This is a genomic window from Paenibacillus sp. MMO-58 (assembly GCF_037146255.1).
In the GTDB taxonomy this organism is placed as follows: domain Bacteria; phylum Bacillota; class Bacilli; order Paenibacillales; family Paenibacillaceae; genus Pristimantibacillus.
In genome coordinates this window covers 199,215-211,729 of record NZ_JBBCVY010000005.1, presented here as the reverse complement: position 1 = coordinate 211,729, position 12,515 = coordinate 199,215, and the positions used below count along the sequence as shown (strand labels likewise).

The 12,515-nt window shown below is 52.8% G+C and carries 7 protein-coding genes; all 7 read right to left on the bottom strand.

Annotation, left to right across the window (positions count from 1 at the left end; genetic code table 11):
* Positions 1 to 94 precede the first annotated feature (94 nt).
* Positions 95 to 2,104 (bottom strand): GxGYxYP domain-containing protein, encoded by a 2,010-nt coding sequence (locus WFJ73_RS16800; protein WP_336774167.1) that lies wholly within the window; start codon positions 2,102 to 2,104, stop codon positions 95 to 97.
* Positions 2,105 to 2,134: 30 nt separating this feature from the next.
* Complete coding sequence (locus tag WFJ73_RS16795; RefSeq protein ID WP_336774166.1) at positions 2,135 to 4,315, bottom strand: hypothetical protein; 2,181 nt, start codon at positions 4,313 to 4,315, stop codon at positions 2,135 to 2,137.
* A gap of 93 nt (positions 4,316 to 4,408) precedes the next feature.
* Complete coding sequence (locus tag WFJ73_RS16790; protein ID WP_336774165.1) at positions 4,409 to 7,408, bottom strand: alpha-mannosidase; 3,000 nt, start codon at positions 7,406 to 7,408, stop codon at positions 4,409 to 4,411.
* A gap of 267 nt (positions 7,409 to 7,675) precedes the next feature.
* Positions 7,676 to 9,136 carry an extracellular solute-binding protein gene (locus tag WFJ73_RS16785; RefSeq protein ID WP_336774164.1) on the bottom strand — a complete coding sequence of 487 codons (1,461 nt, stop codon included), beginning with the start codon at positions 9,134 to 9,136 and terminating at the stop codon, positions 7,676 to 7,678.
* Positions 9,137 to 9,229: 93 nt separating this feature from the next.
* Positions 9,230 to 10,153 carry a carbohydrate ABC transporter permease gene (locus WFJ73_RS16780; RefSeq protein WP_336774163.1) on the bottom strand — a complete coding sequence of 308 codons (924 nt, stop codon included), beginning with the start codon at positions 10,151 to 10,153 and terminating at the stop codon, positions 9,230 to 9,232.
* Positions 10,150 to 11,148, bottom strand: coding sequence for a carbohydrate ABC transporter permease (locus WFJ73_RS16775; protein ID WP_336774162.1), 999 nt, complete (start codon positions 11,146 to 11,148; stop codon positions 10,150 to 10,152). The genes WFJ73_RS16780 and WFJ73_RS16775 overlap by 4 nt, the downstream gene beginning before the upstream one ends.
* Before the next feature lie 175 nt (positions 11,149 to 11,323).
* Complete coding sequence (locus WFJ73_RS16770) at positions 11,324 to 12,457, bottom strand: GntR family transcriptional regulator (RefSeq protein WP_336774161.1); 1,134 nt, start codon at positions 12,455 to 12,457, stop codon at positions 11,324 to 11,326.
* Between the last annotated feature and the right edge of the window lie 58 nt (positions 12,458 to 12,515).

The window sequence follows — 12,515 nt, the reverse complement described above, 5'->3', positions numbered from 1 at the left end:
CCTGTACCCATTCGCCCATTGATCCTCCTTAACGTCCTTATAAAAAAAGACAGCCAAGCATCCAAAAGATGCATGACTGTCTCTATCGATATTATTAAGGCGTCACCGGAAGCCCCTTGCTCTCCCTCATCAGCTGGAAGTAAACATCCGGCCGGACAAATACAACATCAGCGTTATCCTTGTATAGGTTCATCGCATTGACGAAGTTCTGATAGCTGACCTGCCAAGGGTTCGCCTGAATGGAGACAAAAGATGGCAACTTGCCGTCCCATTTCTTGAGACCGTCGGCAATGCCGCTTGTCAGGTCGCTCTCCGCGCTGCCGTAGGCCACGTTTAGCTCCTGGCCCGGCATCGAGTTGCCGTAGACCCCGATCGTACCGGTACCGAACTGCGAAGTAAATCCGAGCAGCGACGGGGCATGCTTGGCGAGCTTTTCAGCCACCTCCGGCTTAATCTCGCCTTTCACGTAATTCCACACGGTCAGTACGTTTAGACCCGCCTGCTTCATATAATCGTTCGTACGCTCGATAAAGCGGTCGAGCCCGTCTTCCTTCTCCCAGAAGTTCGGGTACGTGTAACCCACGCCGGACGGGCCGGAAACAAAAGCATCATTAGGCGTAGCGTTTTTGTACAAATAATTCAGCAGGCCCGGCATCGTATCGACCATCAGCGGCGAGATCGTCCAGCCAAGCGGCACCTCTCCGCGGTTCGGCGTATTCCACACGTTCCAGAAGGCATGCTCCATGTACTGCAGGTTGTCCCCGTCGCTCAAAATAAACGAGACATACACTTTATTCTCGAGCTTTGGCTTCTCCGGCGCCTTCGGCATCGCAATCGACCGCGAAGTACCGCTGAGCACGCTAAGGTTCGAGGAGAAGTCGCTGGCCACCGTCGCAAGCCCGTAATCCGACGTCTTCTTGACGCCCATCCCTTCATCCGGCCACCAGCCGAGATACAGCCCCGTCCCGTAAGGCATATCCTGCAGGAACTTATCCAGCAGCGCCGACTCACCCTCATCCGCCGGATTCAACCAGACCACTGCGGCGTCCATTCCCATTGCATAATCGCGAAGATAGGATTGGATGCCCGGGTCCAGGCCAACAATCGCTTTATGCGTCGTCTGCTTCCAATAGCGGTCATACAGATAACCGTAGACCTCCAGCTTGGAGCTGAATTTGCCGCGCAGGTCCTCGATTACTGGCAGGTTATACGGCGCTCCTGTCAGCTTATCTACGAGGGATGGCGGAGCGACAATCGCATTTTTCAGCCCTGCAATCGTAGTTGCCAGATTAATGGTATCCGGCTGCTGATCATCGTAGACGATGAGCCCCTTCAGCTCGGAACGGTATTTGTTCAGCAGCTCCCAGTTATCCTTCACCTCGGCATATTTCAGCCCCAAGTCATCAAGCAGGGCCGTACCTGTAGAGCCCCGGACATTGTCCGTATACGAATAGATGCGAGGCTTCGTCTGATTCACGACGCCTTTCAAAGAGGTGAACAATAAGTTCTCGTCTTTGCGGAGCGGCCAGAACACACCAACATCAAACAGCTTCATCGTGGATTTGCTGGTCCATAACACCTTGAATTCCAGCTCATGCCCTTCTCCCGGCGCGTTAAAAGAAAGCTCAAAGCTTTGCGACGCATTCGGCAGCCGGAAATCCCAGTTGCGGACTTCCATCGAAGCAAGAACGGCATCCGCCGTCTGGTCCCGAACCTCGAGCGTGGCGACAACGCCGTCCTCATCCGCAAAGTTATCGACCTGCATATTAAACGCAGCTTTTGTTTCTCCCGCCGGTATTTCCTTGCGCCCCGTTACGTCCAAAATCGCCTTGCCGGCAGCATCGCTTCCCGCTTCCGCCAACCAGCCGTCGCCGTCCGCTTTGCCCGTGTCATGCCCAAACGCTTCGTTCTCGGCCTGATAGTAATAGCTGTCTGTCGTATAAATGAGATCAAGTGTTTCGGCTGGGGCCTGAAACGTCGGCAAAGCCTGCTTGCTTGGCCAGCTGACCCCTTCCTTCTTCTCCGGCCATGCCAGATACGAGGATACGGCTGCAACGAGGATAACGCCCAGGGAAATGCTAATGATTTTACCTTTGCCCTTCACTCGATCTTCCTCCCCCTTGAAAATAGCCCGTTACCAAATCACCTTTACCGACACGCCGGCCGGATCATTCTCGTAACGGAAAAGCAACGTCGAGCTTCCTTCGTCCCACTTGAACTCCAGCGGCATCCGAATGGAGGTCCCCGCCGCACTAAAAGCCACGGTTCTGGGCTTGCGCGGGCATTGGAATCTGGCGGCAGCCTGAATGCCTTCAGGTCCGTAAGCCGCAAAGCTAAACCCTTCAGCGTTCTCTTCCACCCTGTCAATACGGGAAGCTGCCGCGATCAGCTGTACGCCTTCTCCCGCTTGGCTCAGGTCATAGAGCAGCGCTTGCTCGCCTGCGTGAACCGTAACCTCATCCACAACAGGAAGGCTGGCATCCAGCAGATCAACCAGCTTGCCGTAAATTTTATAAGGCTCTTCGCTCACGGACTCATCCAGCACGGCTGCAATAATGTAAGGGCCTCTGCGCAGCGCCATGCCGTTCTTTTTCTCCCAACGAAGAGAGCTCTCTGCTTTTGCAATAGCGGAGGCTACCGTCTGTCTCAGCTGCTCGCCAGCTTCCGGCAGGACTGCGCATTGCGACGGATGCAGAGGCAGGTAAGCCAGACAGCCTTTGCCCACGGCATATTCTCCCGGAGCCAGCGACGTCTCCAGACCAAGACTTGCGAATAGATGCTCCATCGGAGAAGCGAACTTCTTGCTTCCTTGATTCCACCATTCGCGGACGGTATGGAAGTCGTCGCTGCCGTCTCCGACGTAGATCAGCGTGCCGCCTTCCTTCACCCATTCCGCCAACACATTATGCAGACCGGACGATTCCGGCTTCATATATTCATAGCTGAGCAGCAGGACGCGGTAATCGTCCAGATACCCCGGGAATCTTCCCGCATTGTCGAGCTGAACCGGACGGACGGCTGCGCCATGCTTGAGGAGCGGCAGAGCAAGGCCATAAAACGGCGACCAGTCCAGCAGCTCCATAAACTCGCTGCCAAGCGCCGACGCAACCTCCGTGCCGTCGTATTTGAAGGAAGTAGCTTCCTCGCTCCAATCCGGGTGATTACGCTGATACATCGCTGAATCGGCAAGCAGCAGACCTACCTGCAAGCTGTCCGTCAGCCATTCCGCGTCCTGCCCATCCATGGTTCCAAGCACGTTTAACACCGTTTGCAGCTCCGTTGCGTAAGCAGCCGGAATTCTCTCCTTGCCGTTCCCGCCTTCTCTCGGGTACTGCCCTTGATAAATCCTTCTCGGCCAAGGACATACTTCGTAACGGCTCACATGCGGATGCAGCAGAGAAGCGACCAGCGTACGGATATAATTGCTTCGGTAATCCTTCCACGTATGCTTCGGATCGTCGGCAATCGGATCATGCAGGAACCACATTCTGCGGTCGGTGCCGCGGACAAGCTCCTGCATAATGCCGTATTCCAGATAGGCCGTCTCAAAGGTACGCTCCTTGCGGACGCCGTTGTACACATTTGGCGTTTGCGCCGTACCCGTCCATACCTGCGCGATATAGCCGTCTACCCCCGGCAGCTCAAGCAGCTTCGATTCCGGGCTGACGATCCGCCATTGCGTATAGTTGATAAGGCTATGCGTCGGCACGTAAAACCGGATCCGGCGACCGTATTTCTGCATCGCATATTCCTTGAGGGTGCTGCAGATCCGGTCAAGCGCGCGGGTATACAGATAAGCCTTCAGCTTCGAAGCGCGGTACTGCGCATCTACCGAAGCATGCGGAGCCTGCCAAGGCTCGCGGTAATAGATCTCCCATTCGCGCTTGAACGCATCCGAATAACCGCCCTCCACCCAGAACTCCGGCTCCTCCAGGTGAATCGCCTCTACGCCGGCGTCTACGGCGATCCGGATTCGTTCGGTCAGAAAATCGGCGTAAGCGATCGTTGGAACCATATAAGGGATATCCACGGAGGTGCCGTGAATGATATTTTCGTATTTTCGGTTTTTCTGCGCTTCGTCCCAATGCGGCCGGCCGTCGACCTTACCGTTCAGGTAGTCCTGATAGCCGCCCCAGGACACGCCCGTCATGAGATGAACAACATAGCCTTTTTCCTTCCACGTCCGGATCCGTTCCTGAAAATCCCCATGGATGCCATAGACCATAACGAAGTCTGTCTGCAAATCATAGGACGGATGGTAGGGTCCACCCTCCTGAAAGCCCGTTAACTCTTCCTGCCGATTCTTTCTGATCATGACTGCAACAGCCTCCTCTATCCATTCGCCTATTAGCCGAAAATAAAACAGGAGGGGGCTGTTACGCCTTCCCCCCTGATTGATTAACCGTTACTAGAGCTTCACGCGAAGCGACTTGATCTCGAACGGTTGGAACGACAGCTTCGCTCCAGCCTCACCGATCGTATTTTCCATTAGATCCACTTCCTCGACGAGCGAGACCGGAATTCCGAAACCAACCGATGTTTCGGCAAACGTTCCGGACACCTCGTACAGACGGATAATGAGATCATCCGAATCCTCGGCTTTTTTCACCGCTTCGATCATGACATGCGGATGATTCACCTGAACAAGAGAGGCAAAGGAAGCCATGCGTGCTGCTGAGGAAGAAGCCTGAGAAGGCTCGGCCACCGTCAGCGGCGTATTCAGCTCATACCCTTTGCGGTATACCTCCGCTTGGATAAAGTCTCCGCGATGCGGATAAACCGCATAGACGAATTGATGTTCCGCGCGGTCGGCCACCGGATCCGGATAGCTTGGGCTGCGAAGCAGATTGATGTCCAGCACGTTCCGTTCCGCGCTGTAGCCGTATTTGCTGTCGCTGAGCAGAGCTACGCCGTAGTCCGGCTGCGACAGGTCGATATATTGATGCGCGCATATTTCATCGCGGACAAATTCGATCATCGTATTCCTTGTTGTCGGGCGCTTCAAATAACCAAATTGAATCTCGCAGTTCACATGGTCGGACATGACCTGAACCGGGAAGGAGACGCGAAGCATCTTCTCCGATTCCTTCCAATCCGCCTTGGATTCAAATCTTACGGTTGTTGCTTCTTCATCCAGCACAATCCGCTGTACCAGCGAGGATTCCCCGAACCGGTAATGCTGCTCCAGCACCGCCTGGCCTTGCTCAACCGAGAAGGAGCTTTTTTCCAGCTTCATGCAGCCTGCCACCGTCTCCCGGTAATCCCGAGGGAAATCCCAGGCATCGCCTCTGTCGTGATACACGGTCAGCACGTTGGCCTTCTGGCCCGGCATAATCGCTTCCCGGCCTGCTGCTTTGTCGTACATCGACTCGATACTTCCGTCCTGTCCAAAACTAATTCGCAGATTCTTGTTCTCGAGAAGCTGCTCGCCTGCGAAGAGCCCGGATTGTTCCGTCCGCTCCTGGCGAAGCCCCGCCTCTGCAAGAGACGCAAAGCCCATTGCCGGCACTTTCACGGCATAACGGCTGCCCTTATGCTCTACAACCTCCTCGCGTTCCCACGGCAAAGAGTTAAAGACAACGGCTTGACCTTCACGGGCTCCCGCGAGCTCCGCAACTCTTGAATAGGTTTGCGCAATCAGCTCCAGCGTACGGCCATGCATCGCGGCATAACGCTCCAACGATTCTTCAAAGACGCGAGTAATCGATGAACCCGGCAAAATATCATGGAACTGATAGAGCAGCGTTTCCTTCCAAATTCCTTCAAGCTCCTCGGACGGGTACGCATTCTCTCCCATTGCGAGCAATAGGGAAGCCGCAAATTCAAGCTCGCGGAGCGATTTCTCCATCTTGCGGTTATACCATTTGTTCCGAGCCTGCGAGGTCAGCGTACCTTGATGCTTCTCCAGGTACAGCTCTCCGCGGTACGTCTGGAAGCGCGCTCTCTCTTCCTCAAGCTTATGGAAGAAAGACAAGGAAGACTCTTGAACAACCGGCGGCAGTCCAAGAAGATTATGTTCGCGCGACAGCCGTTCCAGATGCTCCTCGCCCGGTCCCCCGCCGCCGTCGCCGATCCCAAACAGCATCAAGGCATGCTCGGATACGTTGCGGTCGAGATAGCTGTTCTCAATCTTGGCAAGCGATCTTGGCGCGCCCGGGCTGTTGTACGTATCCTCCGGCGGAAGATGCGCCAGAACCTTGCTTCCGTCAATACCCTCCCATTCAAAGCTGTGATGAGGATGCGTGTTATACACGTTCCACGACAATTTCTGGGTCATCATATAATCGACGCCCGACTTTCTGAGCAGCTGAGGCAAGCTGGCCGCATAGCCAAATACATCCGGCAGCCACAGCACCTTCATCTCCTGACCGAATTCCTGCTGGAAGAACCGTTTGCCGTACAGGATCTGACGAACCAATGCTTCGCCGCCGGAAATATTCGTATCCGGCTCCACCCACATCGCGCCTTGTACTTCCCAACGTCCTTCCTCAATACGCTTCTTGATCCGGTCGTACAGCTTCGGATAATACTCTTTCATCCATTGATAGAGCTGCGGCTGGCTTGCGCCAAATACGTAATCCGGGTATTTCTCCATGTTCGTAAGTACGGTAGAGAAAGTGCGTGCGCCCTTCCGGATCGTCTCGCGGATGGGCCACAGCCACGCAAGGTCGATATGCGCATGGCCGATCGCGCTGACCGTCACAACGGGATCGCCGCCTTTTTTGGCAAGCTCCTTGGCCAGAATTTCTCTCGCCTGCTGAGCAGTCTCCTCATTAATCACTTGCAGCTTATGCGCCGCGTCATAGAGGCTTTGAATCAGGCGTTCTCTTCGTGCACCGTTCTCCGGCGTATGCTCGGCGAGCTCGAGAAGCACCTCGTAATCGTAATAGAGCTGCCGGATTTCCTCGTAACAGATCGCGATATCGGCTTCCTTCAAGGTGCCGCTGCGGTATCTGCCGAACAGGTCGTTGCAGCCGGCATCCGCCCACAGATCAATCTGCTGGCCTGCGGCTTCGTAGCCAAGATCAACGACGCGCTTGCCCGGCAGGCCAAGGCTGAAATCGAATTCGGAGTTGATGTTGGTTAAGCCCTGCATCGGCGAGCCTTCCTTATCGACGAGGCACAACTCACCGTTGACGTCGATTAACAATACGGCCTTTTTCCCGCTAAGAGCCTCAGGCACAATTCCTTCAAACCGGAACCAGGCGCAATCCCACAGGTTGCCCCATTTCGCGCCGGGCGTAAGCTCGACAAGCTCGCCGGAGGTCCGCTCCGCGTAAGGCACCGGCTCCTTCGTTACCCAGGCTGTTACTTTCAGCGCGGAGACAGGTTGGTAGATCGCTTCACGTATGCGGGGAAGGAGCTCCTTCGCTTTCTGCAGCTTGATTCGTTTCGTTTCGTATGGCATAAAGTCACTCCTGTGAAAAAAAGAGGACTGATTAACAGTCCTGTGGCCGGAAAACAATTAGCGTTATTGAGCATTTTCGGGAGAGTGGTATCTCTTTACGCCGCTGTTGCCCTCTGGAAATTCTGATTAGGTTTAGTTAATGGAAATTTCCTTCAGGCAAAGGCGGACGCTCCGCTCTTAAAAGAGATACCACAACTCCTTTTCTGCTCAACGATAATTTTTTTCTGGCCGTACAGGACGTGTTAAGAAAGTCCTCTTTTTAGATTTTTATTTGGTGATTTGTTCGGCTTTCTTTTGGGCGTCGTCGAGAATGGCCTTTACGTCGCCTTTGGTCATCAGCGATTTTACCACCGCGTCGCCCCATACTTGCCATACCTTGGAGTTGTCTTTCGCAAAGGTAGGAAGACCTTGGACGTTGCCGTTCATCGCTTGGTAATGCAAGTACATTTCCGGATGCTTTTGTTGATACTCAGGAGACTCGGCAACTTCCTTCAGAATCGGGGAACGAACGTTGGAGTCCGCAATCAGCTGCTGAATTTCTTTGCTGTACATTGCTTTGATATATTCGAATGCCGCATCCTTGTTCTTCGCGTCTTTCGGTACCGAGTGGAAAGCTGCGCCAATCGTTACGTTGGCAGCCGCTCCGTTAGGCGACAGAGGAATCGGCGACATGCCGCATTCCAGCTTGTTGTCTTTACACTGCTGTACTTGCCAAGGACCATCGATCAGATAAGCAATCTGGCCTTTGTTCCATGCGTCGAAATACGTGCCTTCCGTATTGTTAACCATCAGACCGGCCGGATGATCCGCGTTCAGCTCGCGGAGCAAATTAACCGTCTCTACGTTTGCATCGGAGTTGAAGGTCGGTTGGCCGTTCGCATCGGCATAAGAACCGCCGTTAATTCCGATCAGAGCGCCGTAGCGCAGGTATCCGCCGAAGTTAGGACCGGCGTAAACGCCGCCGCCATAGAACTTGCCTTTGCCCGCTTCCGTTACTTTCTTCGCATTGTCAGCCAGCTCTTGCCAGGAAGTAATCGGCTTCTCCGGGTCGATGCCGGCTTCTTTCACCAGCTTCTTATTCCAATACAGGCTGCTTACGCCAGGCTGCGAAGCAAGACCGTAAATTTTGCCGTCGTATTCCATTGGCTTCCATGCCGCAGGCGATACATGCTCACGGATATCCGCAGCCATATCGTCCGGGAACGGCTCAAGCAGCCCTTGCTGAGCGAAGCCGGGCATTTGCGTTTCGCCCACGATAATGTCCGGAACGTTTTTAGCCAGGAAGCCTGCCGTCTCTTTCTGGATCAGCGGCTCGCCCCAGCCCCAGTCTTCGGTTTTAACGCTGATATTTTTCTCATGCAGTTTGCCTGCGATAATTTTCTGGTAATGAAGCGGGAATGCCGCTACCGGATTGCCAGGCGTATAAGTAACATCAATGCCTTTGCCTTTCAATTCCTTCTCTTTCGGCGCGAACAGATCGTCCAGCTTGCCAACCCCGATCCCTACGGCCCCTTCGTTCAGAACCGTAATCGTTACCGGATTTCCCGCCGATGTGTCCGTGCTTTCCGATGGAGACGGGGAAGCAGATGCGGATTCCGCCGGCGTTGCCGAATTTTGCGGCGAGTTGGTAGCTGCCGAATTATTGCCGTTATTGTTGCCGCCGCAAGCTGATAATGAGACCGTTAATAGTGCAGTTACAAGCAAGGATGTGATCTTTTTCCTTTTCACATTGAACCCCTCCAAATTAGGATAACTGACTTCTTGGCATTAATATATCATGACTATTTGTTATATTCAATATGTTATAACAAATATTTTCTCTTAACCCTTTATACCGGTATTGGCGAGACCCTGCACAATATACTTCTGGAAGAAGAAGAAAATAAGCAGCGCGGGAACCGTCATGCCTAGACCAAGCGTAATGATAAGCGGCCAGTTCGGAATCGCCCCCGGACTTACGGCGGCCGAGGACAGCCTTGTTATCGCGGCAGGCAGCGTCTGAAGCTTATCCGAAGAGGTATAGAAGAACGGCGTTGCAAAGTCATTCCATGTCCCAAGCGCCGTTGTGATCGCAATAAACGCCATAATCGGCAGCTGCAGCGGCAGCATGATTTGAAAGATTATGCGCATGGTCCCCGCACCGTCCACCTTAGCAGCTTCATCGAGCTCGAACGGAATTTTCTCAATGGACTGCTTAACGAGGAATGCCCCCATAATATTCAAGCTTGGTCCGCCGATGAAGTATACCCACCACGTGTCGAGAATGCCGGAGCCTCCCGTAAAAATATGGTTGCCCCCTGCAAATGGAAACCGCGCAAATTCCAGATAAGTTGGAATGAGGGCAATGGTTCCCGGAATCATTTGCGTCCCCAGCAGGACAAGAAAAAGCTGGTCTTTCCCTTTGAAACGAAGCCTTGCGAACACGTATCCGGCCAGCAAAGAAGTCAGAAGCGCCCAGAAGGTGTTGTAAATCGTGCGGTAGCCGGAATTAATGAAATATTTCTGTATGCCTGCATCGGCAGAGCCGTAGAACAGAACTAAAAAGTTCTGAAGGGTTGGCGCTTTGGCAATCGGTAACAACCCGATAATGGAGCTTGTAAACTCGTCTTTCGTGAAGAAGCCGGCCAGGATCATAAAGACCAAAGGGTATAACAGGACAAGTCCGATACCCAGCAAAACCAGATGGGCAAACAGATTGCCAGGCTTCAATTGAAACGCCAGCTTTTTGGATAAGGAATCTTTCATGCTTTAGGACCTCCTTTAACCCCTTTGATCTTAATCGTTGTGCTTCTGTCCGAATTCGTCGACCAGCGGTAATAAGCGATGGTGACCGCAAAAACGATAACCGCCATAATAAGCGAGGAGGCTCCCGCCATGCCAAGGTTGAAGTCCCAGAATGCGTCGCGGTAGATGCGGAATACAAGCACTTCCGTTTTCCCGTAAGGACCGCCGCCCGTCATGAACAGCACCTGCTCGTAGATCTGAATCGCGCCAATCAAGCTTGTAATGACAATGTAAGTTGCAATCGGCTTCAAGCCCGGCAGCGTCACGTTCCAAAGCTTGCCCCAGCGCCCCGCTCCGTCGATCTCCGCCGCTTCGTACAAGGAGACGTCAACGGACTGCAGACCCGCAAGCCAGATGAGCGCCGCGCCCCCAACGCCCTTCCATACCGAGTAGACGACGATCCAGAACACGCCCCAGAAGACGGAATATTGCCACACGATGGGTTCCTTGCCGATCGATTTCAGAAAGTTATTAATAACGCCATTGTTGGTATCGAGGAGGAGATTAAAAATTTGCGTTGTCGCAACCGTTGACGTAACCGCTGGAATGTACCAGATGGACCGGTAGATTCCTTTGCCGAACAGCGGCATATTCATCAGCAAGGCTGCTCCAAAGCCGGCAATCAGGGTAATTGCGGTAACAAGTCCCCCAAGCCAGATCGATCTCCATAAGGCTTCGTAGTATAGCGGATCGTGGAAAAATCGAACGTAGTTATCAAACCAGACAAATTTCGGATGGGCCGCAATGCCGATCCAATCAAAAAATCCAAGGAAAAAGCCAAATAGCGTCGGGAACCCCGATAGGACAAGCCACCATAGAATCATTGGACTCAAGATGGCTGTCGCGATTAATGCATCTTTGTGTCTGACCGCAAACTTTTTGAGAGAGGACTTTGTTGATGCGTTTTGGACTGGCAGATGCAAAGATGCGGTTTCTACAACTTTCCTGTCGTTCATAATCATCTTCCTCCTTGCTTGTTTTAGACTTACTCAAATGCTATAAAACCTCTATACAATTAATTATATTTGTTATATCAAATTAGTCAAACAAAAAAAAGAAAACCCGCCCCCCTTGAAGTGCAAGGGAAACGGGTTTTCTCGTATGTCTCGTATGTTTTGCATGTACAGCGGCTTATGCTTTCGCTTTAGCCGTTGTTTTGCGTTCAATCAGGGTTGGCTTCAAGATTTTCTTCTCGAATTTGATCGGCTGCTTGCCTTTATTCTCGATGACTTGAAGCAGCAGCTGCACCGCTTCGGCCCCCATTTGATATTCCGACTGGTCGATATGCGTCAGCAGGCTGAACTCCTCGAGCAGCGGCGTCGGGTTGTCAAACGTCACGATGGAAATATCCTCCGGAACGCGAAGGCCAACCTCCTTGGCAATCGATAAGATCTGAACGCCAAGCGAGCAGTTAAGCGCGATATAGGCGGTCGCCATCTGATTTTTGACGAAGCGGTAGAACGGATGCTCGGCACTCATGCCTCCGCCGTTAATATGAATGTCATTCAGAATGAGCGACGGGTTAATCAACGCTTCCTTCTGTTTCATGGCTTCCTGGTAGCCTTGGATCCGTTCGTCTACGGATACCGTCATAAGCGGCGAGTCGGAGCAGATCGCAATATTGCGATGTCCCAGCTCCCACAGATGGTCAACCGCCAGCATCGTGGCCAGCGCGCTGTCCGATGCAACAACATTTGTCTCCACGCCCGGCAGGTACCGGTCAATCAAGACAAACGGGTAGTTCTGCATTTTGAGCGCGATAATCTCTTCGTTATAGACCTCGGCGTCGACAGGGAAAATAATAAGCCCGTCAACGGTGTTCTTCATCTCCCGGATAACTTCCTTCTCTTTCTCCTTGGAGTTGTTGGTCAGCATAATAACAAGCGAATAACCTTTGGCTTTAAGGCCGTCCGTTATCCCAGCTATTAAGCGAATGGCAAAATAGTCGGCAAGCACCGGGAACACGAGACCAATTTTCACTTTAGGTTCCGACTGCTCTCCGCGCGCTTCGCTTATCGGGCTGACTGCCATCTGCTTTTCCGGGATGCCTTTGACGAAGCTGCCTCTTCCCGGAATCCTGTAGATCCAACCATCCTTCGCTAGTTCAGCAAGTGCATTCACAACCGTAATCCGACTAACGTCGAATTCGTCCATCAGATCTTTTTCCGTCGGGATTTTATCGTCCTCTACGAGCTCCCTGGAGATGATCAGATCTTTGAAATGATTCTGTATTTTGATATACAGAGGCTCTCTATCTTGACTCACGCTTAATCCTCCTATCCGGACCGCAATTCATTGGTTATAACAAATATACCATGATCGG

What these genes read in the sequence shown, in the direction of transcription:
- WFJ73_RS16795 (WP_336774166.1), bottom strand. Translation starts at nt 4,315, where the DNA reads ATGATCAGAAAGAATCGGCAGGAAGAGTTAACGGGCTTTCAGGAGGGT.
- WFJ73_RS16790 (WP_336774165.1), bottom strand. Translation starts at nt 7,408, where the DNA reads ATGCCATACGAAACGAAACGAATCAAGCTGCAGAAAGCGAAGGAGCTC.
- WFJ73_RS16780 (WP_336774163.1), bottom strand. Translation starts at nt 10,153, where the DNA reads ATGAAAGATTCCTTATCCAAAAAGCTGGCGTTTCAATTGAAGCCTGGC.
- WFJ73_RS16775 (WP_336774162.1), bottom strand. Translation starts at nt 11,148, where the DNA reads ATGAACGACAGGAAAGTTGTAGAAACCGCATCTTTGCATCTGCCAGTC.